At 30.8% G+C, this 26,351-nt stretch carries 21 protein-coding genes; 1 reads left to right on the top strand and 20 read right to left on the bottom strand.

Annotated features, from left to right (window positions below; genetic code table 11):
• Positions 1–36 precede the first annotated feature (36 nt).
• Entirely contained in the window at positions 37–1,077 is a 1,041-nt protein-coding gene (locus VLK81_RS02165; RefSeq protein ID WP_324618872.1) for a tyrosine-type recombinase/integrase, read from the top strand.
• A 451-nt stretch (positions 1,078–1,528) separates the two neighbouring features.
• On the opposite strand, the gene VLK81_RS02160 is transcribed toward VLK81_RS02165, so the two are convergent.
• The 20 genes from VLK81_RS02160 to VLK81_RS02065 all read right to left on the bottom strand — a co-directional run bounded on the left by VLK81_RS02160 (position 1,529) and on the right by VLK81_RS02065 (position 26,227).
• The gene (locus VLK81_RS02160) at positions 1,529–2,806 is read right to left on the bottom strand and encodes a cell wall-binding repeat-containing protein (protein WP_324618910.1); all 1,278 of its coding nucleotides are present in this window, start codon (positions 2,804–2,806) and stop codon (positions 1,529–1,531) included.
• A 68-nt stretch (positions 2,807–2,874) separates the two neighbouring features.
• Entirely contained in the window at positions 2,875–3,795 is a 921-nt protein-coding gene (locus VLK81_RS02155) for a TIGR01212 family radical SAM protein (RefSeq protein WP_324618871.1), read from the bottom strand.
• On the bottom strand, positions 3,795–5,072 hold the full coding sequence (locus tag VLK81_RS02150; protein ID WP_324618870.1) for an L-cysteine desulfidase family protein: 1,278 nt from the start codon (positions 5,070–5,072) through the stop codon (positions 3,795–3,797). The genes VLK81_RS02155 and VLK81_RS02150 overlap by 1 nt, the downstream gene beginning before the upstream one ends.
• Positions 5,069–5,302 carry a DUF951 domain-containing protein gene (locus VLK81_RS02145; RefSeq protein ID WP_324618869.1) on the bottom strand — a complete coding sequence of 78 codons (234 nt, stop codon included), beginning with the start codon at positions 5,300–5,302 and terminating at the stop codon, positions 5,069–5,071. The genes VLK81_RS02150 and VLK81_RS02145 overlap by 4 nt, the downstream gene beginning before the upstream one ends.
• Positions 5,289–6,107, bottom strand: a complete 819-nt coding sequence (locus VLK81_RS02140; protein ID WP_324618868.1) for a mechanosensitive ion channel family protein — start codon at positions 6,105–6,107, stop codon at positions 5,289–5,291. Before VLK81_RS02140 ends, VLK81_RS02145 begins: the two co-directional genes overlap by 14 nt.
• A 17-nt stretch (positions 6,108–6,124) precedes the next feature.
• Positions 6,125–6,367: a DUF3343 domain-containing protein gene (locus tag VLK81_RS02135; protein WP_324618867.1), complete on the bottom strand. Its 243-nt coding sequence runs from the start codon at positions 6,365–6,367 to the stop codon at positions 6,125–6,127.
• The gene (gene yedF / locus VLK81_RS02130; protein ID WP_324618866.1) at positions 6,360–6,887 is read right to left on the bottom strand and encodes a sulfurtransferase-like selenium metabolism protein YedF; all 528 of its coding nucleotides are present in this window, start codon (positions 6,885–6,887) and stop codon (positions 6,360–6,362) included. Before yedF ends, VLK81_RS02135 begins: the two co-directional genes overlap by 8 nt.
• 203 nt (positions 6,888–7,090) lie before the next feature.
• Positions 7,091–7,642 carry a GDSL-type esterase/lipase family protein gene (locus VLK81_RS02125; protein WP_324618865.1) on the bottom strand — a complete coding sequence of 184 codons (552 nt, stop codon included), beginning with the start codon at positions 7,640–7,642 and terminating at the stop codon, positions 7,091–7,093.
• Positions 7,642–9,042: an ABC transporter permease gene (locus VLK81_RS02120; RefSeq protein ID WP_324618864.1), complete on the bottom strand. Its 1,401-nt coding sequence runs from the start codon at positions 9,040–9,042 to the stop codon at positions 7,642–7,644. Before VLK81_RS02120 ends, VLK81_RS02125 begins: the two co-directional genes overlap by 1 nt.
• Positions 9,032–9,301, bottom strand: a complete 270-nt coding sequence (locus VLK81_RS02115) for an LPXTG cell wall anchor domain-containing protein (protein WP_324618863.1) — start codon at positions 9,299–9,301, stop codon at positions 9,032–9,034. Before VLK81_RS02115 ends, VLK81_RS02120 begins: the two co-directional genes overlap by 11 nt.
• Positions 9,267–10,703: a COG1361 family protein gene (locus tag VLK81_RS02110; RefSeq protein WP_324618861.1), complete on the bottom strand. Its 1,437-nt coding sequence runs from the start codon at positions 10,701–10,703 to the stop codon at positions 9,267–9,269. Before VLK81_RS02110 ends, VLK81_RS02115 begins: the two co-directional genes overlap by 35 nt.
• Entirely contained in the window at positions 10,687–11,409 is a 723-nt protein-coding gene (locus VLK81_RS02105; protein ID WP_324618860.1) for an ABC transporter ATP-binding protein, read from the bottom strand. The genes VLK81_RS02110 and VLK81_RS02105 overlap by 17 nt, the downstream gene beginning before the upstream one ends.
• A gap of 22 nt (positions 11,410–11,431) precedes the next feature.
• Positions 11,432–13,006: a DEAD/DEAH box helicase gene (locus VLK81_RS02100; protein ID WP_324618859.1), complete on the bottom strand. Its 1,575-nt coding sequence runs from the start codon at positions 13,004–13,006 to the stop codon at positions 11,432–11,434.
• Positions 13,003–15,903 carry an insulinase family protein gene (locus VLK81_RS02095; protein WP_324618858.1) on the bottom strand — a complete coding sequence of 967 codons (2,901 nt, stop codon included), beginning with the start codon at positions 15,901–15,903 and terminating at the stop codon, positions 13,003–13,005. The genes VLK81_RS02100 and VLK81_RS02095 overlap by 4 nt, the downstream gene beginning before the upstream one ends.
• 147 nt (positions 15,904–16,050) lie before the next feature.
• A complete protein-coding gene (locus VLK81_RS02090) occupies positions 16,051–17,805 on the bottom strand; it encodes a DUF2207 family protein (protein WP_324618857.1) in 1,755 nt (584 codons plus the stop codon).
• A 13-nt stretch (positions 17,806–17,818) separates the two neighbouring features.
• Entirely contained in the window at positions 17,819–18,367 is a 549-nt protein-coding gene (locus VLK81_RS02085; protein ID WP_324618856.1) for a LemA family protein, read from the bottom strand.
• Between the two features lie 153 nt (positions 18,368–18,520).
• Complete coding sequence (locus VLK81_RS02080; protein WP_324618855.1) at positions 18,521–19,885, bottom strand: MATE family efflux transporter; 1,365 nt, start codon at positions 19,883–19,885, stop codon at positions 18,521–18,523.
• Between the two features lie 53 nt (positions 19,886–19,938).
• Positions 19,939–20,952: a type 2 isopentenyl-diphosphate Delta-isomerase gene (gene fni / locus VLK81_RS02075; RefSeq protein ID WP_324618854.1), complete on the bottom strand. Its 1,014-nt coding sequence runs from the start codon at positions 20,950–20,952 to the stop codon at positions 19,939–19,941.
• Positions 20,939–21,889, bottom strand: coding sequence for an LCP family protein (locus VLK81_RS02070; RefSeq protein WP_324618853.1), 951 nt, complete (start codon positions 21,887–21,889; stop codon positions 20,939–20,941). The genes fni and VLK81_RS02070 overlap by 14 nt, the downstream gene beginning before the upstream one ends.
• A 138-nt stretch (positions 21,890–22,027) precedes the next feature.
• Entirely contained in the window at positions 22,028–26,227 is a 4,200-nt protein-coding gene (locus VLK81_RS02065; protein WP_324618851.1) for an acyl-CoA dehydratase activase-related protein, read from the bottom strand.
• Between the last annotated feature and the right edge of the window lie 124 nt (positions 26,228–26,351).

The raw sequence follows: 26,351 nt of genomic DNA, 5'->3' as shown, positions 1-26,351 counted from the left end.
TTACCTTATAACATACAAACCCGAAAGGAGACAAATATGTTATTTGGTGAACCAATTTATAGAGAAAGAAACAATACAATTCAGGCCATACTACCTTACAGGCCAGAAGACAAAAAAAACTGGAGACAAAAGTCAAAACAAGGCTTTACAAACATGAACCAAGCTAGAAGTTGGATAATCACAGCCATGAGAGAGCTTGAGTCCATGACCGACCCAACAAATGAGTATTCAAACATTACTTTAAAAGAAGGTATAGATATCTTTTTTGAGGCAAGAAAAGACAAATATTCCTATGGAACTAAAGAGCAATATAAGTGTGTCTTTAAACGCTTAGAGCACTTGCTTGATAAAAAAGTAGTGACCTTCAAACCAATAGATTTTAACTTTATACTAAGAGACGATATAAAACCAGGTGCAAGATATAATTTTCAAAGATGTGTGCAGGCACTCTTCAACTTCTTTATTGAAGAGCTTGAAATCATAAGCTTAAATCCCATGAGAAAACAAAAAGTTTCTTATAAAGTACAAAAAGAAAAAGAGATAATGACCTTAGATGATTATTATAATCTACTGTACCCTACACTTGAAAACAATAAAGAACTTCAATTAATGACCGAAGTCAATATCAACACAGGAGTTAGAGCAGGCGAACTTTTAGGACTAACTATAAGCGATATTAAGCCTTATGAGATTAACATTAACAAGCAATTCAACTGTGGTCTTAGAGATTTTTCAGAACTAAAAAACAAAAAACCGCATACAGTGCCAATCACAACACATCTGTACGATAAGATACAACATTATATCAAATCAAAACCTCTGGACTACAGAGGTAGAATATTCACTATGAAGTATGATAGCTACAAGCACCAGTTAAGGAAAGTTACTAAAAGAATAGGTTATGAGAGTTTTACTGCACACTGCTTTAGACACTCTTTTGCTACTCATTTAATATCTAACGGCGTAGATTTTAAAACAGTCGCCGAGCTTTTGGGAGATACAGTTGAATTAGTAATGAAAACTTACTCGCAAAGAGACGAACAGAGAATTGAATCTATAAGGGAAATCATGGGATAGTCTCCCATGAGCCCTCATAGGCAGTAGAATATTTTCTGACGTTTTTCTGCCGTTTGCTATTTTTACAATACAAAACGTTGGAATATCAACATATATAGAGCACAAACATAAATTATACCATAATTGAGAATTTAATAAAAATGAAATCGTATTCAAAAAAGCTATATTTTTATTCTTATCTAGCTTATTTGTTTATAAGGGCATAAGATATAATTAAATCTATTAAAGCTTTTAAGTAATTTAAATATTTTATTTAAAAGTAATTGTCTATATTTGAATTTTTATTCTAAATTATATGCTTTTTCCTAATTATATATTTAGTTAATAATCGTTTAGAATAGTATTTTTAAAACTCAATTTTAAAAAATTAAATTCATCCTTTTATAATATTTTAAAAACCAGAGATAAAACTTATCCCTGGTTTTAAATAATAATTTAATGATTTTAAATTTTAAACTCCATAAACCTGAACCCAAAAAGCCTTGCCATCGTTATCAACAAAACAGGCAACTCCAATACTCTTATGGTACTCCCAAACTTTTTTTATATTTTTAGATTGTCCTTCAATTCCAAGCTGAATTTTAATAACTTCTTCTGGGGAAGCATTTAGCTGAATTAAATTTTCTCCTGAAACATTTGGATTAACAGTATTCCAAAGGCTTCCATCTGGCCTTGTGTGTGAAAGAGAAACAGAAATCTCTTTCGCTCTTATCTTTGCAGCTTTTTCAAGCTCCTTGCTATATTTCAACTCGTAGAGTCCAGCTTCTTTTCTAACTTTATTAATTATTTCTAGCATTTCCTTACTTTTTTCGTCATTATATCCTAAAGAGAAAGTAACATCAGGCTTCTTATTTTTTTCTTCCAGAATACTTAAAATGTTTCCCGCAACTTTTGAGGAAACAGAATTATCTCCTCCCACAAAATAAATTTTCTTAGGATTTATTTCAAAAAGATATTTTCTAACTTTTTCTGGAATTGAATCCTTTTCAGAAAGAATAATAGGAGCCTTTAACTTAGGAACTAAACTTCCTGCAGCAAGTGCATCTGCAAATCCACTTCCATTAACTATAATAATATTCTCAGGATTTTCAAATGCTTGTTTAGCAAAAGATACACTTGAATCAAATCTATCTGTTCCGCTAATTCTAATTGGATTATCTAATTCATTTTCAATTTCCTTAGAAACCATCTCAAGTCCACCAAAAATATATGTTTTTTCAAATTTCATTGTTTCAAGAACTTCTTTTGATGCTCTTGGGAGCTTATCCCTTGGCGTTAAAATAATTGGAGCTTTTTCTTTCAATAGAATAGCAGATGAAGATAGGGCATCTGGAAAATTTTCTCCGCTGGCAATAGCAATTTTTGAAGATCCATTTATATTTAATACCTCTTTTGCTATAAGGGCCGCAGTTTCATATCTATTTTCAGCGCCAATTCTCCTTACCTTAACAAGATCTTTAATTTCTTTTTCAATATCTTCTGAAATAGAAGAAAAAGACCCAACTATGATTACTTCCTTTGCCTCCAAATCCAAAATTTCTTTTAGAATACTTTTAGGTAGTTTAGTGCTAGGAGTTAATAGAATTGGACAGTTAAGGCTATGTGCAAGAGGGGTAGCACTTAAGGCATCTGGAAAATTTTCTCCACTTGCTAAAATCACGTATTTTGAACTTTTAAAGGCATTTTTAGAAACTTCTTTTGAGGTTTCATACCTACTCTCCCCTGAAATTCTATTTATTTGAAAATCGCTTGCTTTCGAAAAAGGTTAATAGAAAAATAAGTAAAAAGCTAATTATTTTAAATTTTTTCTTCATCTTTATCATCTCCTTTATAAAATTTACCTTGATATATATCATTATCTTTTAAATATTTTTGTATGCTAGAAATTACTCTTGCCTTATCGCCTGCCCATTTTGGATATATAAGCTTATCTCTATTTGGTCCAGAGCATAACCTATGTATAATTATATCTTCTTTTAAGTATCCAATCAAATTTGAAACTATTTTTACATATTCGTCTTTTTCTAATATGAAATCCTCAAATGGCTTTTTTAAAAGATTAGATCCATATTCTATATATAGATTATGAAACTTTATTCCTATGGCCTTAGTTGAATTTATATATTTAATAGAATTTAAATAATCTTCATTTTTCTCTCCTTCAAGACCAATAATAGTATGAAGAATATATTTAATATTAAGAGAATCAAGCTTTTCTAATGTTTTTTTAAGATAAGAATGAGTATATCCTCTATTCATCATTCTTATGCTATTCTCATTAACTGTTTGCATGCCAATTTCAACTATTAAATAAGTATTTTTTGAAATATATGAAAGTAATTCTAAAATATCATCTGACAGGCAATCTGCTCTAGTTGCTATTATTAAACCTACTGAATTTTCATACTCTAAACAAGTCTTATAAATTTTTTCTAAATCTTCAACTCTTGCATAAGTGTTTGTAAAAGAAGATAGATAAATAAGAGATTTATGGTCTCTAGTAATTTTTTCATCTTCTTTTTTTATAAGTGATAAAATAGTTTCTTTATTTGTAATTAGTTTTGAATTAATTCTCTTTTCGCTGCAAAAATTACATCCCCCAAAAGATATTTTTCCATCCCTATTTGGACAAGTAAAACCAAGATCTATAGATAACCTATATACCTTGGTTTTGAATTTGGACTTATAATAGTCATCGAAAGTATTATATCTTTGCATTATTTATCAATAATTTCAAGCATAAAAGAATCAACGCCCTTAAAAGCTTTCTTTGAAAGGTCTCCAATATTTTGAATCGTTTTTTCAATTGAATCCCCAATAATACCCACATTAGGTTTTACTATTACTCCCTCCAAAGCTAAGTAAGATGAAATAACTGCTTCTCCAGCTGATGTTGAAAGCTTAAGTGAACAAGTATCCTTTGCCCCATCACATAGCATACCAGCTAAGTTAGCAAACATATTACTAGCAGAGCCTTCAATTTCTTCTAGATTTCCACCAAGCATATAAGTAATTCCAGCACTAGATCCAATTCCTGCTCCAATTGCACATCCGCACATACCAGAAAGTTTTCCAGAATATGCTTTTACATAAACATTAATTAGATGAGCAAAGAAAACAGATCTAATTAGTTTTTCTCTTTCTAAATTTTCCGTATCATAAACAACTTTTATAGGAATAATAACACCAAGACCTTGATTGCCTGATCCTCCAGAAGTCATAATTGGGCAGGTTCCTCCTCCCATCCTCATATCTGCAGCAGCAGCTGTTAAAAGTCTAGCTTTAGAAGAAGAATCCATCTTTAAAGAGCCCTCTTCCATCAAATTCTTTAAAGTTTTTCCTATACTTAGTCCATCTTTTGATTTTAAGCCTTCCTCTGAAGCATATTCATTCATTTTAATTCCATCTTCAATAAACATAATTCTATCTAGGCTTATAGTATCTGCTAAATCTTTAATTTCTTTAAAGCTTAATTCTTTAAGAAAACTTCTATCAACTTTTTTATGGTCCTTTCCCTTACTTTCGTAAACCAAATCCCCATCAACATAAATAGTTTTTAGCCCAATGTGAGAACTTATTGTAGTAGCTACAGCTTCATTATCAGCAAATGCACTTACTCTTACAAAAACATCCTCATCGGTATCAATATGTGATAGCTTAACCTTATTATTTTCAATATAAATTAATGCTTTTTCTATATCTGAATTTTTTACATCTTCAAGGGTCATATATCCTTTTTCAGAATTTCCGCCTAAAAATCCTAAGATACCTGCTAAATCAAGTCCAGATTTACCAGTTTTCGGAATCATAACACTCTTACCATTTTTGAAAATGTTATTGCAGACCTCTATTTTTAATTCTTTTAATTCACCTTTACTGTAATTTCTTAAAGTACTGGCGGTAAAAGCAACCGCTACAGGTTCTGTACATCCAAGTGCAGGATTTGTATCTTCTTTTACAATACTAATTAAATCCTCTATATATTCTTCTTTCATATATCTTCCTCCCTCTCATAATTTACAATGCTTACAAATTTATCTTGACTAACATCTTTTATTTTTCTAATTCTCTTATTAAAATCAATTCTTTTTAACCACACAAGCTTATCACACCCAAGGCATCTTAGCTTAATATCTGCACCAGTTCTTAAAATTTCCCACATATTTTCGCCGCATGGATGTCCTTTTTTTAGAGTTACTATATCGCCTACCCTATACTTCATCATTTATAACTCCTTTAACACTTAAAAAATTAATTTCATCTTTTGGAAATTGTTCCAAAATTCTTTTTCTAACATAAGTTTCAATTGCAAAATGCTCTTCATTACTTGCTTTTACATATATAGTTAGTTCAAAAGTTAAATCATTTAATTTAGTAATCCCATAAATTTTTGGTGCTTCAGTTATATGTTTAAATTTATTATTGCACTCCTTAAAAATCTCATTTAAAGCCTTATTTATCTTTTCTAAATCTGAATTTAGGGGTAAAAGAACTGTAACTTTTGCCCTTTGAGGAGTCCTAGACATATTAGTAACAAGCCTTATATCTCCATTTTGAATAATATGGAGCCTACCTGAAAAATCTTTTAATTTTGTAACCCTAAGACCAGTTTCAATAACATATCCATCAACTCCACCTACGCTTATGTATTCTCCAACTCTAAATTGGTCTTCTAAAATAATTAAAGTACCCATTATAAAATCTTTTACTAGTTGTTGAGATCCAAATGCAATTGCAATTCCACCAATTCCAGCAGTTGCAATAAGAGAAGAAGTATTTACACCAAAAAGATCTAAAATAAAAATACCAGCTAAGAAATAGATAACGAAATATATTATATTTAAAATAATATTTTTTATAGTATCTACTTTAGAATCATCCTGAACTTTTTTTAAAATATTTAAAGTGAGGGATTTTTTAATAATAGATATAATAATCTTTACCATAACAAAAATCAATAAGCTAAGAATAATCTTAAATAAAATATTGGCTTTTGAAATACTTAAAAAAGTTTTAATATTTTCTATCATAAAAATCCCTCATCCTCTTAAATTAAATTATATTCATCATTTTCTTTTAGATAAAGATCCTTTACAACTAGACCCTCATCAATAAAATTTTTAATTTTTTCTAACCTATCGAAATCAGTCACTATACAAAGGCCGCAGCTATTAGATATTTTTCTAGGAGTTGGTATAGTTCTCATCGCTACTTCCTTTTCTTTTAGCAATTTTTCAGCCTTCATAGCATAGTTTACTGACTCAAATGTAATTATTATTTTCTTATCCAATAGTTATATTGTTCCCTGCATTTTTAATAGTTTCATAAATTTCATACATATTAGAAATTTCACCAACTCCAAGCATTTCTTTCCTCTTATAGAAATCTAGACAAGTACCGCAGCTAATAATCTTAACTCCCTTAGATGCCATATCTTTTAAATCATCTAGAATTTGTCCTTCACTTGTAGTTAGAAAAACTCCACTATTGAAAAATACTAGAGCCTTTGGAAGAGGGCTAGTTTCTTTTACTGTGTAGATGAAACTTTTTATAAGAATTTCTCCTAAAGCGTCATCTCCTTTTCCCATCTTATTTGAAGAAAATGCAATAACTAAATCATTATTTGATTTTACAACTTCTTTATTTTCTTCTTGGCTCTTAGAAGATTCAGTTTTTTCAATTGTTACTAAAAATCTGTCTTCAGCTTTTTCTTCATATTTGAAAGTGTAGCCTTGAGAATTAGCAAACTTTTCTAAATTTTCAACGCAGGTTTTGTTATCAGCTAAAATTTCTACAATTCCCTTGTCCATTTGGTCAAATTCTTTTTTTGTAAGTAAGAATTACAGGTTGTGGGCAAGCAATTCCTACGGCATTAATTTCTTTTTTCATTTAAAAATCCCTCCTATAGATATTTTAAAACAAATTAATAAAATTTAAACTTTTTAAAGTTCTATCTTTATTATAAAAGTTTCTTATAAAGCTTTCAAGCTTTTTCACTTTATTTATTAAAAATCTACTTTTTTAGGCTCAATTTTTCTAAAATTGATTCAGCTATTAGCATATTTCCTTTTTTATTTAAATGAAGACCATCTAAATAATACTTAGCTATATCTTCTTTCTTTTTAAAAATCTCATATAAGCTTATAAGAGTAAAGTTGAAAAATTTCTTATATCCTAAAAGATCCTTATAAAGACCTTCTAATTTTGAGTTAATAATAATTTCATTTTGACTTAATTCCTCAACTGGTGGACTAATAAGTATAATAGGCTTTATTTTTTTATCTAAAGTATGGACAATAATAGTTTTTATATTATTTGATACCTCTTCAGTAGAAATATTTGCGTAAAAGTCGTTAACACCTCCAAGAAGTATCAATATATTTGGATTTTCTTCAAATACATCACTTTTAAGCCTAGTTAACATACCAAGACTTGTATCTCCATTTATACCTTTATTTAAAACTTTATAAGAAGAGATCTCTCCTAAAATATAGGGAAAGCTCTCTCCTCTTTCAAGCATATATCCGTATGTTAAAGAGTCTCCTAAACATACTATTTTTTTCATTATTCAGTCCTCAAAGCTTCAATAGGTGAAAGCTTAGTTGCCCTTCTTGCTGGGAAATATCCAGTTGCGAGTCCTATGATAAATGAAAAAGCTAAAGCAATTATAATAAGTTGAGGGCTAACCTCTGATATAACTGGAATTTCCCCATCCATCATACCAAATCCGAATTCATTCATGAGGGCTGGGGCGAGGACGCTATTTAAGAGTATGGAAATACCAAGGCTAAAAAGAACTCCGATAATCCCTCCTATAAGTCCAATCATTCCTGACTCTAATAAAAATAGCCACCTAATATCATTAATTGAAGCACCAATAACTTTCATAACTCCAATTTCTTTTGTTCTTTCGTATATACTCATAACCATTGTGTTTGTAATTCCTATAGCTGCAACTATAAATGAAATCGAACCAATACCTGCAAGAATTGCCTGGCCTGTGGCATTTGCCTTTTTCATATTTTCAATCATTTCCTTGTTAGAGTGAGCCATAAGAGACATATCTTCTATTTGTTTTGTAACTGAGTCAATATTTGCCATATCATCAACTTTTACTGTTAAGTCATTATAATATCTTTTAGAAGATTTCCTTTTCTTGTTATATTCCTTTGGACTTAAGGTTAGCTTATCATTTCTATCATTTAATTTTAATACTGTTTCCTCTCTAGTAAGCACAGAATAGGAATACCTATTATAATTATTTGAAGAGTAAGTTCCGACTACCTTTACAGTTACTTTTTCTTTTTTATTATTTTTTTGCTGTTCACCACCATCATCATACATTTCACTAAGAGGATTTTTTTCATTTTCAAAATATCCATTTCCTCCAAGAGTTAACTGTCCCTTTAAGCCCAAAATTTTATCTAATTTTACTTCTTGGTTAATATCACGGGAATTTGGCTGGTAGAGCATATGAATAAAACTATCCTGATTTACAATTATTTCTAAATCTTTTGAGTCTGGATTAGGCATTCTCCCTTCTACAAGGTTTATTCCAACTGTATCGAAAGTTTCTTTAGAAAGGCCAAGCACTTCTCCTCCAAGCATATACTTTTTAAACTTTATGCCACTTTGAAAAGTTGGCTGCTCTGAATAAATAACGCCCGTTACATGATCTAAATCTTTAATGGCTTTAATAACACTACTAGTTATTATTCCGCTTGTTGGTTCCCTGCCAGTATCATATCTTGGGTCAAAATATTTTTCCGGGCTAACTTCTATAGATTTTAGAAGGTCATTTTCCTTAATCATCTTATCGATTTGTTTGTTTTGAGCTTCTCCTAAAGATAACATAATTATAATCGAAGTTGAACCTATTACAACCCCCATTATTGTTAAGATTGTCCTTACTTTCCTCCTCCAAAGATTTCTTAGAGCTAAAGAAAAAAGGTCTTTAATTTTCATCTATCTCAAGCTCCTTGGCAGATTTTTTATTTTTTCTTTTCTTTAAAATAAGGAAAATTGCAATAGCTAGTAACAAAACTCCAGCAGTAATATAAGGAATAAATTTTTTAATGCCCATAGCTTCATCTGGATTTACATTCATATTAGGATCAATAATTTCTCCATCTGGTCCCATATTAGGATCTGTCATACCACCTTCATCTACTATTAATTCAAATTCTTTTTCAACCTTTTTTCTCTTCTCCAGTTGAGTCCTCATAGGTAAAAACAATTTTACCTTTCTTTGGACCAGCTTCTTCTGGAGTTGCTGAAAATGAGAATGAATCTGAAGAGCCTGATTGGAAGTTACCTACGTAATATTGAGTTGGTTCAACTCTAAAGTCTCCTTCAGCCTTAACCATTAGATTATATAAAGTTTGCTTTCCTGTGTTATAAAAGTCAAGATTAATTTCAACTGGATCTCCAACCATGCCTGGACCTGGAATATTGACCTCTCCAGTATCTAGCTTAGACTCTTGAATTATTGGAATTCCAATTAATTCCTCTGCTGTAAATTCATTTCCATCCTTATCTTCATATTCAAAATTAGCTTTTACTTCATAATTCTTTGCGGCAATAGTTCTAGCTGATGAAAGTTTAATTTCTTTATTTACAATTCCGCCTGGTGCTATATATGGAATATAGAAAGTATTAGAAGAGTCTACTGGAGTAAATACAGATGAACCTAATGAAGAACTTTCTCCAGGAGTCGCTGACTGAGGAGTATCTGATGATGTTAAAAAAATCTTTATATTTCTAACTGCCTTATCTGCATTTGTATTGTAGAAAGATAAGTTCATTGTAAACTCTTCTCCAGCCATTGGGGTTTTTGGAGAAAAAGCGTATTTACTGATTATAAGTTTTGGTTTGTTTTTGCTTTGAGATTTACCTTCAGCAACTGAGCCTCCATCGCTTATTACAGGTGGATCATATGGAATAGGATCTCCACCACCATTATTTCCTCCAGGATTTTCACTTGGCTTAGGTTCTTCACTTGGTTTAGGGTTTTCATTTGGTTTTTCATTATCAGATGGTTTACTATCTGTTGAATGATCTACTTTTTCAACATCATCCTTAGTTAATTGAGCTGCTGGATCAACTCCATCTTTTAGTTTAACAACATCTTTAAGTACATCATCATCTTTGTATTTCGAGTCGCTGTCAAGAGGTTTTATAACCACATTGTCTCTTGTTACGCTTATAAGAAGTCTATCAACAAATTCATTTTCTCCAACCTTTATACTTAGTGTAATTGGGTATTCAAAAGTTCCTAGAGAAAGATTTGGTGTAAGTGTATATGAAAATTCTGTACTGTCACATTTTTTTAGATCTAGTTTTCTTACTTCATCATTTCCTGAAATATCTTTTAAAGTAAAATACTTATTTGACTTGTCTTTTCCAATTTCTCTTAATGAAAAATCAGCCTTAATATCAAATTTACTAATGTTTTTTACTTTAAAGTCTAAAGAAAAATCATCAGTATTCTTTGGATTTTCTGGATTAAGAGCGTATTTAATCTCTAAAATTGTATTTTCAAGAGGCTTTTTACAGGAAGCATCTGAAAATGAAATACTTGTAATTAAAATAATAAGTGCTAAAAATATACTAGTTAGCTTTTTCATTTGTTTCTTCTCCTTTTTCATTTGTTTTTATTTTATATATTTTACCATCTTGCATGTGGTAAGTTCTGTCTGCAAAATTGGTAACTTCCTCGTCATGCGATACTATAATCATAGTTTGATTATGCTCTTTTGCTATCTTTGTAATAAGATTTAATACTTCTTCTGTGGTCTTTGAATCTAAGTTTCCAGTCGGTTCGTCTGCAAAAATAATCTTAGGATTATCAACAAAAGCTCTTGCTATAGAAACTCTTTGCTGCTGGCCTCCTGACATCTCTTTTGGCTTATGTTTTAACCTATGTTCAAGTCCAACAGCTTTTAAGATTTTTATAGCTTTTTGCTCTCTTGTTTTTTTATCCTCTCCCTTAAACATAAGGCTCAGACTAACATTTTCCAGGGCTGTAAGAGTTGGTACAAGGTTATATGACTGAAAAACAAATCCAATGTTTAACCTTCTGAAAATTGTAAGCTGCTCCTCATTTAATTTGGTAAGCTCTACTCCCCCTATATTAATCTCTCCCTTAGTTGGCTTTTCAAGCCCAGCTATTGCATTTAATAGAGTAGACTTGCCTGATCCAGATGTTCCCAAAAGGCAAATTATATCACCCTTTTTAATATCTAGATCTATTCCATCTAAGGCGTGAATATATTCATCGCCCATCTTGTATATTTTTTTTAAGTTTCTAATCCTTATAAACGCATCTTCCATATCTAACCCCTTTATAAGATGTTTATTTTCTAGAAATCTCTAGTTTTACTGGTCTATTTTTGAGCTTCTTTCCATTAACATTTTCTATTAGCTTTTTGGAGTAAGCCTTGTCAACATCTATAAAACTAAAACTTCTAAGTAGGTCAATTGTTCCAAAAGCTTCTTTTGGAAGCCTGCCTTTTTCTATTAAAAATTTAAGGACTTCAGCTTTTGAAATATTGTCTCTCTTGCCAAAATTAGCAAATATTCTAACTTTAGACTTTCTAATTTCTTTCTTTCTATTTCTTCTCTTCTTACCATCATCAACATACTCTAAGTTCTTAAATTTTTTCTCACTATCTTTCATATAATGACTAATAAGTGCAGAAGCGATTTCAATCGCTGAAAATTTTTCCAACAGATAGTTTATACTCTGAAGTTCATCCTTAGGCGTCTTATGGATAAGTTCAGTTAGCTTTTCAATCTGTATTTCTTTTAACTTATTTCTACTTGGAACTTCTAACTGTCTCATATCATTTTTAGTAATGTTTCTAATATTACTAATAGCCCTAGAATCTCTTTTTCTTACAAAAGAAATGGCCATTCCCTCTTTTCCAAATCTTCCAGTCCTACCAATTCTATGGACATAATATTCTGGACTTTGAGGAATATCATAATTTATTACAAGGTCTACATCTGATATATCAAGTCCTCTGGCAGCAACATCTGTTGCAACAAGAACATTTGTAGAGCCGCATCTAAATGAATCCATAACTTTTTTTCTATTTTCCTGCTTAAGATCCCCGTTTAAAGCCAGAGCCTTGTAGGAGTTTTCTATTAAGTAGTCTGCAATTTGCCTAGTTTTTTCCTTTGTGTTTGAAAAAATAATCGCCTTATTAGGTCTATATAAATAAAGCACCCTATTTATTACTTCATTCTTTTCTATTTCTTCTATTTGCATATAGTTTTCGTCAACGCTTGAAGAAGTTAGTGTCTTCTTCCTTAACTTAATTATCTCTGGATTCTTAAGATATTTTTTTATAAAGTCTAATATTACTTTTGGCATCGTAGCTGAAAAGAAAAGTTTTTGAACATCTTCATTAAGGTAAGAAAAAATATTTTCAATATCTTCCCTAAATCCCATATCAAACATTTCATCAGCTTCATCTAAAACTATAAATTTTAAAAATGAAAGGTTTATCTTACCTCTATTTAAAAAATCTATCAGTCTTCCTGGCGTTGCAACAACTATACTTGGCTTTTTCCTTAAGTCTTTTAGTTGGCCCCTTATACTATCCCCACCATAAATAGAAACAACGGATAAATCCTTCCTATACTTTATGAATTTCTTTATTTCATTTGAAAGCTGAAGATTTAGTTCTCTTGTTGGGGTTAATATAAGAGCTGATAAAGAGTCCTCGCCTTTAATTTTTTCAATAATAGGAAGGGAAAAAGCAGCTGTTTTCCCTGATCCCGTTTCTGCTTGACATATAATGTCTTTTCCCTCAAGTATTGGAGGAATAGAATTTTTTTGAACTTCTGATAGGCTTTCAAACCCTATATCCTTTACTGCTTTTACAATTTGGGAGCTAAAATAATTTTCAAATTCTAAACTCATCTATCCCCCTTTTTTAAAATTATATCTTTTATATCATCAAAGAGGTCCTTGTTTTCCTCTATATCAGATTTTTTACCTAAAACTTTTAAGCTATTGTATTCACAGATGTCTTTAAGCATTTTACTATATGATTTTAAATCATAGACCGTAGTATTTATAGCTTCTTCTAGATACTTATCCATTAGGTTTTCATCATAATTATTTAAATACATAGATAATGAAAGTTTTCCAATTTGTTCTTTTGTAAGAAGTGGATCAAAAGCTGAAATAGATCCAATAATTAATGAGTCTAATTCATAATCTTCAAGCTCCAAATTTTCAAGGAACTTATAAGTCTTATCGTAGGTTTCAATAGTTTTCCTTAAATTTGGATCCCTGTAGGAGAATAAAAAGGAATTTTTTTCTCCTATTGAAATTCCTGTACCATAAGCACCTCCAATAGCCCTTATCTCATTATATAAAAATTCTCTTGAAATCAGATTTGATAAAACTTCAAATTTACCTGTATATTTATAGCCAAGTTTTTTAACTGGAGCAGCTTTTACTACATAATTTACTGATGAAGAAGAATTGAAAGCTTCGTTTGATCTACTACTAAACTCCACCCTTAAATTATCTTCTTCAAATTCTTCAAATATATCTAGTTTTTTACTTAGCTTCTTAAACTTATCAAATTCTTTTTTAGAACCAGTAAAGTTAACTACAAGGTCTTTTTTATTAAATAAATTTTTATAAACTTCTTTTAAATTTGCTATAATTTCTTCTTTTTTCAAGTCAAAATTATTTTCAAGATCTTGTAAAAAATAGAAATAATTTATTCCTCTAAGCTCTTCATCTATCCTACAAGTCTTTGAAAATTCACTAATCGCCCTAGATGTCATAAATGAGTTTCCATTGGAAACAATTATACTCTCTAGCCTAGATTTTTGCATTTGAATAATTTCCTTAATCCTTTTTTCATCATCCAAATTTGAATTTTTTGCAATCTCTAAAATTAAATCTAGTCCCTTTTCAAAATCATCTCCAAGCACCTTAGATGAAATATTTAGCCTTAGCTTATAATCATCATCTTTAAGCCTGTCCTCATAAGTTATTGGATTAAATAAAATATAACCGGTTGCCTTAAATGTTTCCTCAGTTAACTCTTCAAGACTATATTTTTTAGTTTCAATCTGTCCCAAAATAGAAGTTAAAAGAGAAAGATAATTTAACTTATCGAAGCTAATATGACCTAGGTCAAATGAAAAATCATAGTAGGAAATTTTTCCAGTGAAAATATCGTGATATAAGAATGTTTTTCCATCTTCCCTAGAAATCTCACAAGGCAATTTTAAACCTTTCTTTTCAACATCAGAAAGTTTGAGTTTTGGTATAGTCATCTTATTTTCTTTTGTGTCTTCACTTTCCTGCATAAGCTTTAGAGCTGCAGTTTCTTCCTTTAATTTTTCAAATTCTTCCTTAGATAAAGAATCTTTAAAATCTTTAATTTTTTTACTAAGTTCTTTTTCCTTCTCTTCATAAAGGCCTTGCTTTGGTGAAGCTGAAAGAAGTAACTTGTTTTTAGATCCTAAAATATTTTCCTCTAGATATTTTTCAAAAATTCCCTTATCGATATTTTCCCTTAAATACTTTAAGTCTTCTTCAAAGGATAAAGCTTCTATTGGGTCCTTTTCATAAGCCCAAGAGTTCATCGCATTTATGGCAAAAACTACACCTGCATGCTTATCAAATTCTCTAAGCTTATATTCCTTAGCATTTAAAAGAGAAAGTAAAAGATCTTTTGAAATTCCATTTTTGGCCATATCTTCAAGGCCTTCTTCTACAATTTCCTTAAATTTATATAAATCTTCTTTATTTGCACCCTTTATAGAGATATTAAAAACACAGTCTCTAATAACATCTGTTCCAACTGAAAAAACATCCTTGCAGAAAGAATTTTCAAGAAGTTTCCTTTTTAGTTTAGAAGCATTTGATTCAACTATTGCACTAGATAGGATATTAGATATAATTCTATCTAATGGGCTTCTATCGCATTTTTCAATAATAGAATAAGTTAAAAAAGTATCTTCTTTTTCTGTTAAGTCATCATCTGTCGAATAAAATTCATTTACTATCTTAAGACTTTTAAAATCACCTACAGGCTTTATTTCAGAATTTGGACAAGTTTTTTCAAAATCTTTTAAATAGCCATCTAGGAATTCTAATTCTTTAGTTGTATTTCCATCGCCATATAGAAATATATATGAATTTGAAGGCTTATAAAATCTATCATGGAAGGCTTTAAAATTCTCATAAGTTAGATTTGGAATTTCGTAAGGATCTCCTCCAGAGTTATACATATAAGTTGTGCCCTTATAAAGATTCCTAAATATAATATCTTCCAGTTGATCCTCGGAACCACTCATTGCTCCCTTCATTTCACTAAAGACAACTCCTGAAACACTAAGATCATCATTTTCATCTATCTCATAGTGCCAACCTTCCTGCATAAAGATAAGCTTATTGTCTTTAACTTCAGGATAAAAAACAGCGTCAAGATAAACATCCATTAAGTTAAAGAAATCTTTCTCATTTCTTGATGCTATAGGATACATTGTCTTATCTGGATAAGTCATAGCATTTAAAAAAGTTTGAAGACTTGTTTTATATAGTTCCATAAAAGGCTCTTTTGCCTTGAATTTTCTAGATCCATTTAATACAGAGTGTTCCATAATATGTGCAACACCTGTAGAATCGTTTGGAACAGTTCTAAAAGAAATACAAAAAGCCTTATTGTTATCTGAATTTTCGACTTTTAAAACTCTTGCTCCAGTTTTTTCGTGTTCAAGTAAAATAGCTTTTGAATCTATTTCATTTATTAGTTTTTCTTTAATTATTTTATAATTATTATACTTCATATAATCCTCCTAAATATTACTTTAATTATATAGTTTAATTAAAGTAATTGCAATAATTAAAGATTACAAAATCATAACAGTTAATAAAAAAGCTTAATTTTAAATAAAAAGTTAAGCTTAAATATAAAAATATAAAATTGTTTACTGCTACCTTGTTCCTCCTCCGGATCCACCACCGAAAGAGCCTCCCCCTCCGCCAAAACTTGTTGATCCGCCAAATCCTGATGAAGATGAAGATGATGGTCTAACTCCACTTTCGTATACTCTAGAAAAGTTATTAATCATCATAATTGTTGGAAGGTTGTAACTTGTTAACTCTCCATATTCAGGCATAAGTTCTTTAAACTGCTCATAGACTTTATCAGCTATCCCAAAGACTCCTGCCCAAATTAAATATTTATCCCAAATATGAACATCTCTTGATTCTCTTTCAGAAAGTAGGGAATATTTATTTAAATAATTTCTAAAACCCCAAATATTGTCGCAAATCTTCTTTCCTTCTTCATTTGGAATAAATTTGTTAGAATTAAAAAATCCTTTATCACTCTTAGCCAAAAGTGCCTTTTCACCTAATCTTCTTTTTGACTCAAATAAAACTTTATTTTCAAAACTAATCAGTTTATTTTGATGATTTACACTATAATTTTTAAATTCATTTTCGTCTAAAACAAGATCACTACCACTAGCTGCAGCAACCATATTAAATAGCATTCTTTCAGCTTCAGACATATTTTCTTTTTTATCTAAATTAAGTCTAAAAACTACTGCATCTTTTTTAAAAATTAAACCCTTTTCTCTTGTTTCCTGATAAATAGCACCATCTTGTATCCACTTTAAAAAGTATGCACTCACCCAATTTTTACGCATAAAACCTTGGTTGTCAGTGAAAAAAGCTGTGTCTACAAAAAAGTCATCAAAATCAGAATAATATGGAATTTCAGGATAATGTTTAGATTTATCTTCTGGCATAAATTCCTTTTTCTTACCACCTTTAATAATCTTAGCTATGATAGCAGGGAATATTATAAAAAATGGAAAGAAGAATAAAATATTTGAGAAGTCAAAAAAAGAGTTTCGATAATTGTATCCGCCATAATCTGCATCAAACTCACCATGGTCATAATCTTCTGGATAGCTATCCTCTTTTCCAAGGGCATTATCTAAATTATAACTTGATCCTTCTAAAGCTGTATTTATAAGCTCTTCCTTGGAAAGTTCATAATTATTATTTGCAGGTAAAAAATCTTTTTCAAAAATAGCAAGCATAACCATCTGGTTATTCTTATTTAATTTTCCGCCGCTATCAAGGCTAAGTCCATTTTCTTCTATCTTAGACTCTCCATTGAAACCAAATCCCCAAATTCTCGAGTTTTCAGTATTAAATGTTTTTCCATCCTTAGTAAGAATAACATTTACATGATCAGTATTACCTATGTCTCTATTGTAGAAAGTCCAATATACAAATGGATATCCGTCACTTGTTTTCATTACAAAATTACTTATCTTGTAGGTTATTTTAAAATTATGCTCTCCGTATGATCCAATTCCAAAGCAAAGCTCAATTTCATCTCCATTATAATTATATCCATACCTGCCTCTTTTTGCTTCAAGGGAAGCATTTATATCATAATTTTCATCAAAGGTAAAATCTACGCCTTCTTCTTCAACTTTAAAATCTACTACTTCCATATCTTTTAAATTTCCAAGAGAAATAAAGTGTTCAGTTCCTGAATTTGCCCATATTTTTCTCTCATCTGTAATAATTACCGATCCGTCATCTTGTATATCTGCCTTAACATCTATCGAATAGATGCCAGAATCTGCAAGTACCTTTTGATTAGTAACTAGAGATATAGAAAAAAATAGGGCGAAGAAAAAGACTAATTTTTTTATTTTCTTCATCCCTATTTACCCCCTAATTCCACATAGGCATGCTTTCCTTACCTTCTGTGTTTTTGAAGTATTCTTCTTTTGTAAATCCAAAAATTCCTGCAAATATGTTGTTTGGGAATACTTGAAGTTCTCTGTTATATTTTGTAACAGTATCGTTAAAGATCATTCTAGAATGTCTTACATTTTCCTCATACCTATTTACAGAATCCATTGTGTTTTGATAAATTGTATTCGCTTTTAGATCTGGGTAAGCTTCAGCTACAGCTATTAATCTAGAAAGAGCACTATTAAACGCTTTACTATCAGCTTCAACTTCACTAGCACTAGATGTATTTGTAACCCTAGATCTATTTGCTGTTAATTTTTCTAAAGTTTCAGCTTCATGCTTTTCATAGTTTTTAGTAGCCTGAATCAAATTAGTTAAAGCATCCCAACGTGACTCAACTTGTGCAGCTATTTGGCCCATTGCATTTCTTACCATCTCTCTTTTAGATACAAGAGAGTTATATACTCCAATTCCAAATAAAACAACTACAGCTACTATAGCAATGACTATTATCCATCCTGGCATTTTATCACCTCTAAAAAATTATTTAATACATATATATTTTATACCCAGCTTTTAATATTATAAACGCTAATTAGATTAACAAATTAAAAAAATTAAGTAAAATTATTTTTTAATTCACTTTATAAATCATTCTTTAAATTATTTTAAAAAATCTTAGTGTATGGTACTTCCATTTAGGTAAAATTTATCATTTTTAAGCCTGTGGTGAAGAATAAGGGAAGAAGTTATTCCCTTTATTATAGAGGAGAGAGATACTGCTATCCAAACTCCAAAAACTCCATAAATAGGCATTAGCAAAAGTGATATAGGTATTCTTAAAATATTTCCTAAAACTCCAATAATTCCTGGAGTCCTTGTTTGACTTATTCCATTATATATTCCAGTTGATGCTATCTCAATATTCATAAAAGGTTCTGATATTGAAAGAATAGATAAATAAATAGCCCCAAACTCAATAGCTTTTGGATCATTTGGTATAAATATTGAAAAAATTTCTTTTCCAAATAGGACAAAAACTAAAGCAACTAACACACCTAGACTTGAAACAAGTAAAATTCCAACTTTAAATGCCCCCTTAATTCTATCGTAGTGTTTTGCACCAAAGTTTTGTCCTGTAAATGCTGAAAGTGCAGCCTGAAATCCATCAGTGGTCATCCAGGCGACAGATTCAATCATAGCTCCTACTGAATACACCGCAACCGGAGTCTTACCATATAGAGCCATAAATTTATTTAAAAACATAGCTACAATAGACTGAACTCCTGATTGAAGGAAGGATGGTAGACCCAGCTTAGAAATAATCTTCATTTCTCCAAGAGAAAACTTTTTAAAATTCATTCCATGGAAGGTAATTCCCTTTTCAGAGATTACTATTATAAAAAATAATATAGTTACAACCATCTGAGAAAGTATAGATGCTAAAGCGGCACCAATTATCCCTAACTTTGGAAAATTAAATAATCCAAAAATTAATATTGGGTCTAAAATCATATTTAAAATAAGGCCTATTGAATTTAGCCTAAAGGGAGATATGGAATCTCCAAAAGAGTTATAGGCTCCTGAAAAAATTTCTGAAATAAATGCAAAAACAAAGCCATAACTTATTACTCTTAAATAGTCGTAAGCCATTTTACTAACTTCTTCACTTAGTTTAAAGAAAGAAATTATTTCTCTTCCAAAAAAAACATAAATAGAAGTGAGGGATAGACTTATAAAAATTGCAAAATAAAATCCTGTAGATATTGAAACTTTTGACTTTTCATAATCTCCCTTACCGTAGTTTTGTGAAGCCCTAACACTCATTCCAACCTTTGGAATTAGCATAAGGGATTGGGCAAACCAAATAAGAACTCCGCTTGTACCTGTTGCTGCAACACTTGCTGTTGATAGCCTACCTATCCAAATAATATCAACTAAGGAATAAGCAATAGCTATAAAGGCTGTACCCATTATGGGAACTGAAAGTTTAATAAGCGTAGAGAGGATCTTATCCTCAAACATATTTATATTTTTTTTCATATATCCTCCTATAAAAAAGGAATCTTTAATTAAAAAGATTCCCAATAATTATTTTATTCAGTTAAATCTTTTAACCTTCCAACAGTCTTATATTTAATTTCTTTTAGCTGTTTTACATTTTTCTTTCCAGTTAATAGCATAAGTATTCTTAGTTTATTAATTAAACTATTTAGATACATTCTAGCATATTCTTCTCCCCCATGGGCTAAGTATTTAAGTAGTTCTCCTGATATGCTAACAAGGTCTGCCCCCAAGGCAAAAGATTTTAAAATATCTAAAGAAGTCTTAATGCCCCCTGAAGATATAATAAATAAATCATCCTTGTTTAAGTTATTTTTGTAGTCAATAAGAATTTTGGCACTTGGATTGCCCCAATGATATAGGTCTGAAAAATCCTCTTCTTCATTTCTTAAATCTTCTATTTCAATAAAATTTGTTCCCCCATGGCCAGATATATTTATATATCTTACTCCTCTTTCATATAGGGCCCTAGCAGAGTCTAAAGAAATACCAAAGCCAACTTCTTTTACTATAACAGGCACTTTTGAGCCATTTACAATATTCTCAATATTATCTAAAATTCCCCTAAAGTCTCTATCTCCTTCAGGCATTATAAGTTCTTGGCAAAAATTTAGATGAAGCTCTATAGCATCCGCATCTATAAGACTTATTGCTTTATTTACTTCTTCAAGTCCACATTTGGCACTCAAATTACCAATTTTTATTTTATCCTTTAAGTTTTTCCCAACTAGCTCAAAAGATCTTGTATTAAAGTCTTCCAAAGCTATAGTCTCTGACCCAACAGCCATTGGAATATTAAACTCTCTAGCAAGTTTGGATAAAGATTCATTAATTTCTTCAGCCTCTTTTATGCCACCTGTCATGGCATCTATCATAATTGGATAAGAAATCTTCTTTCCTAAAAATGATGCCGACATATCTATTTCATCTAAAGATAGCTCTGGAAGTGATGAATGCTCAATAAAAACGTCCTCAAAAAGATTATCCCCAATATATTCACTTTTTAAATAATTTTCTAAATGTTCAAGCTTTCTATTCGCCCTCATTAATAGTTTCCTCTTCTCCTTCATTTCCATCAAGTAAATAGTCGCTAAGCTTATCCTTTATAATAGTATCCACTCCATCCTTATCCAAAATGACATAGCTAATACCGTCAATATACTCACCCTCACCTGGAAAAGTAGTGTTGTTCATTCTATCTGTACTAAATTTAGAAGCAGAAGCAGCTAAACTTAGCATGGTTGACATTGGGATATTTGTTTCAACCCTAGTCATATAAGTTTTAATAAAGCCTGGAATTTTAGAGATGTTTTCTGGCTTTAACATTTGCTCCATAATTCTTTTCATAAGGTGCTGCTGAGATTCCATCCTTCCAAAATCCCCATAAGACTCTCTATATCTAGCAAAATAAAGAGCTTCTTTTCCATTAAGTACTTGCTCTCCTGGCTCCAAGTAAATACCAGTTTGGTTTTCTATAATTTGTACTGGAACATTTACCTTTACTCCGCCCATAGCATCTACGATTTCTCTAACAGCTTCAAAACTAACCTTTACATAATAATCAAGATCTATTCCAAAATAATTTCTTATAGTTCTCATGGTAAGGGCCATTCCACCAAAGTGATGGGCGTGATTGATCTTATCCTCTCCATATCCTTCAATAGGAACCATGCTATCTCTTGGAATAGAAATTAAATCCACAGTTCCATCTTTTGTGTCTACCTTTACGAGCATAAGTGTATCGGTTCTATCTTTTTCCTTGTCTTGATCCTCTCCATTGTGGTCAACACCAGTTAAAAGAAATAGAATTTCATAATCTTTGACCTGTTTAATTTCATTTCCTTCGCCAAGATCGGCTCCAGTTATTACTTCCCTACTACCCTTACTTACTGTAAGCACATCTAAATAATTAGTGAAAATAATATATGCAAATGAAAACACTATTACTGAAACTAAAAGCGTTATAAATAATCTTTTTTTCATAAGATCCTCCCTCAAGTCTTCAAGTAAATATTATATCATATAAATCATTATCAATAAATAAAAATAATCTTACAATTTGATAACTTTTTTTAAAAAATATCTCCAAAGTAAAACTAAACTCTGGAGATACTTTTAAAATTATTTTAATTTTTCTTTTGCAGTTGCTAGCATTAATTTTATTCTATTTACTTGGTTAACTTCTGATGCACCAGGATCATAATCTATTGGAACTATATTTGCATCCTTGTAGAGAGATCTAATCTTTTTAATAACTCCTTTTCCTGTTATATGGTTTGGAAGACATCCAAAAGGCTGAATACAAACAATATTTCCTGCTCCAAGTTTTATCAGCTCTATCATCTCCGCTGTTAGAAGCCATCCCTCTCCGTATTGATTTCCAAGTGAAACAACTTCCTCAGCATAATCTTCTAATTTTCTAATCTCTGGAACTTTATAAAACTTAGATTTATCTATCCTATTTCTTATAGGTTTTCTATATTTTTCAATATACCAAATAGCAGTTTCGCAAAGCATTTTAGTTACGGGACTATTGTTATAAAGCTCTTTTTTATGACTTGAGTTTCTTAGGCAGTAGAGAATAAAGTCAGTAAGGTCTGGCACTATTACCTCTGCTCCCTCACTCTCAAGAAGTTTTTGTAGTTTATTGTTAGCTTCTTCAAGATATTTCACGAGAATTTCTCCAACAATTCCAACCTTAACTATCTCTTTATCTTCAGTCTCTATATTTTCAAAGCCATCAACTATCCTATCAACTAAATTAACATATTCTTTCCAGCTTGGTCTTACAACTAAGGTCTTAGCTTCTTCAATAAATTTTTCTTTTAACCTATCAGTTTCACCCTTATTTACTTCATACATTCTCACCTGGTTTGAGCATCTCATAATAAGGTCTGCAAGAAGAATAGACATCAAGCATTTATTAATTGTTCCTATGCCGATTTTAAAACCAGAATTAGATTCAATGCCTTGAGCAGAAAGTGCAATAACCGGTATATTATCTAATCCTTTCTCTCTTAAGGCCTTTCTTATAAATCCAACATAATTGCTTGCCCTACATGCACCACCTGTTTGAGTAATTAAAAGAGCAATTTTATCTGTATCATATTTTCCAGATTCTATAGCCTCCATCATCTGACCAATAACAGTTATAGATGGATAGCATGCATCGTTGTTTACATATTTTAAACCTGCATTGATAACCTTTCTGTCAACTTTTGGTAAAAATTCAATATTGTAACCTTCACTTCTAAATGCCGCCCCCATAATTTCAAAGTGATCTTTTGCCATCTGAGGTGCAAGTATTGTGTAGTCCTTTTTCATTTCTTTTGTAAAAGAAACTTTTTTAGGAGAATAAGACTCTTCTATTTTTACAGATTTTCTATTTTCAACTGCTTCTTTTAAAGATCTTAACCTTATTTTTACAGCTCCTAAGTTTGAAATTTCATCAATTTTTAAAACGGTATAAATTTTTCCATAACTTTTTAGGATTTCATTAACTTGGTCAGTAGTAACCGCATCTATACCGCATCCAAATGAATTTAATTGAACCATCTCTAGATTTTTATTTTTACCAACAAACTCAGCAGCCCTATAAAGTCTTGAGTGGTAAACCCATTGGTCTAAAACCCTTAATTCTCCCTTTACATCAGTCTTTCTTGCAATTGAATCTTCTGAAAGCACAGCAAAACCTAAAGAATTAATTAATTTAGGAATCCCATGGTTAATTTCTCTATCAATATGATAGGGTCTACCAGCAAGAACAATACCTCTTATACCATTTTCTTCTATATATTTAAGGGCCTGATCTCCCTTTTTATAAACATCTTTCCTATAATTTTCTAACTCTTCAAAGCCCTTTCTAAGACCTGCCTCAATTTCTTTTTTAGGAATATTAAAGTCTTTAAGCTCTTCATAAAGCCTTTTAACTAAGGCCTTTTGATTATTAAGAGATATAAATGGATTTAAAAATTTAACATCATTTTCTTCAATTGAGTCAACATTATTTCTTATAACTTCAGGGTATCCAGCTACAACAGGGCAATTTAAATTATTTTGAGAACTTGAATACTCTTTTTCCTCATAAAAAATAGATGGATAAAAGATAAACTTTACACCCTTTTCAACTAAGTTTTCTATGTGACCATGAGAAATTTTAGCAGGATAACAAGCTGTTTCTGAAATAATAGAAGAAATACCTTTTTCATAAATTTCTCTAGAAGAAGGATCTGAAAGAACAACTCTAAAACCTAGTTCTGTAAAAAAGCCGTGCCATAGAGGATAGTTTTCATAAATATTTAAGGCTCTTGGAATTCCTACCTCGCCCCTAAAAGCTTTACTCTTTTCTAAAGATTCATAAGAAAATAATCTATCATACTTGTATTCAAAGAGATTTGGTAATTTGCTATTTTCTGTTCTTAAGCCGGCACCTCTTTCACACCTATTACCTGAAATATATCTTTTACCATTAGAAAATATATTTATATTTAACTTACAATTATTTTCACACAATCCGCATCTTCCAGATTTTTGAGTATAGGTAAACTTTTCTAACTCCTCCTTGTTAAAAAGAGTTGATTTTGATGGTGATTTTTCTTTGGCTATAAGAGCCATACCATATGCACCCATTAAGCCGGCTATTGAAGGCCTTATAGGACGAACTCCAGAGACTTTTTCAAAGGCTCTTAAAACTCCATCCCCGTAAAATGTACCACCTTGGCAAATTACCTTGTCCCCAAGTTTTTTAGGATCTTTAAGTTTTATTACTTTTTGAAGAGCATTCTTAATAACTGAATAGCAAAGGCCTGCCGCTATATCTTCTACACTATGACCCTCTTTTTGAGCCTCCTTAACCTTAGAATTCATAAATACAGTACATCTAGATCCAAGATCCACTGGGTTTTTAGATTCAAGTGCCTTCTTTTGAAAAGTTTCAGCATCCATTCCCAAACTTTTAGCAAAAGTTTCAATAAAAGATCCGCATCCAGATGAACAGGCTTCATTTAGCTGAATAGAGTCGATAACGCCATCAGAAATGTGCATAGCCTTCATGTCCTGACCGCCAATATCTATAATAAAACTTACATCATCAATAAATTTTTTACTTGCCCTATAGTGTGCAATTGTCTCAACTTCTCCATAATCTACACCTATTGCAGCCCTTATAAAATCCTCTCCATATCCAGTAATACCTGAAGACTTAATCTTGACTCTACCATCTACTTTTTCATAAAGATCCAGTAGGACGCTAATTAAAAGTTCAAGTGGTTTCCCTTGATTATTAGCATAATGAGTGTATAGAATTTCTTCATTCTCTGAAAGAAGTACTATTTTAGAAGTAGTAGATCCTGCATCAATGCCGAGATATGCATTCCCTTCATAGCTATCTAAATCAGCATATAAAACACCTCTCTTGTTGTGGAAATCATAAAAATCTTTCCTTTCATCTTCATCCTTAAATAAAGGTTCTAGAGTGTTAGACTCCTCGTATTTAATATCTATATCTGAATTAAATTTTTGGACAAGTGATTTAAAGCTAATAGGCTTTGTTTCCTTACTTGCAAGAGCCGCTCCCTTGCAAACAAAGATTTGACCATCTTCTGGTACAAAAAAATCCTTGGCATCACCATTTAGTGTTTCTTTAAACCTTTCTCTAAGTTCTGACAAAAAATGTAGTGGCCCACCAATTAAGGCAATATTACCTTTAATGGGTCTGCCACAAGCCAAATTTGAAATTGTTTGATTAACAACAGATTGAAAAACAGATGCAGCAATATCGCTCTTTGAAGCGCCATCATTTAATAGAGCCTGAACATCAGTCTTAGCAAAAACTCCACATCTAGAAGCAATAGGAAAAATTTTTGTATGATCCTTTGCAAGCTCATTAAGTCCAAGAGCATCAGTATCCATAAGAGAAGCCATTTGATCAATAAAAGATCCAGTTCCGCCGGCACAAATTGAATTCATTCTTTGTTCAACTTGGCCAGATAGATAAGTAATTTTAGAGTCTTCCCCACCAAGCTCAATAGAAACATCTGTGTCTTTTAAATATCTTTTAATCGCATAACTTTGAGCTACAACTTCTTGTACAAATTCTACAGAAAAAGTCTTTGATAAAACCATGGCTCCTGATCCAGTAACCATTATTCTAATATCTATATCGGGATATATATTATAAAATTTGTTTAAAACATCTTTACATGTTTGTATAACATCAGATTTATGTCTAGTATAGTCCTTAAAAATAATTTCATCATTTTCATCAAGTCCCACGATTTTAACTGTGGTTGAACCTATATCCAGTCCTAAATTTAAAATCATTTTTTCCCCTTTCAATTTTACATTAATAAATCTCTATATATTATATCACAAGTTTCTAAATTTTTTTGAGAAATAATTCATAATATACTTACCCTAATTTTAAGGTTTATTACTTAAATTTTTG

Source organism: Citroniella saccharovorans (assembly GCF_035481615.1).
Lineage (GTDB): Bacteria > Bacillota > Clostridia > Tissierellales > Peptoniphilaceae > Citroniella > Citroniella saccharovorans.
This window is presented reverse-complemented; position numbering and strand designations above follow the sequence as displayed.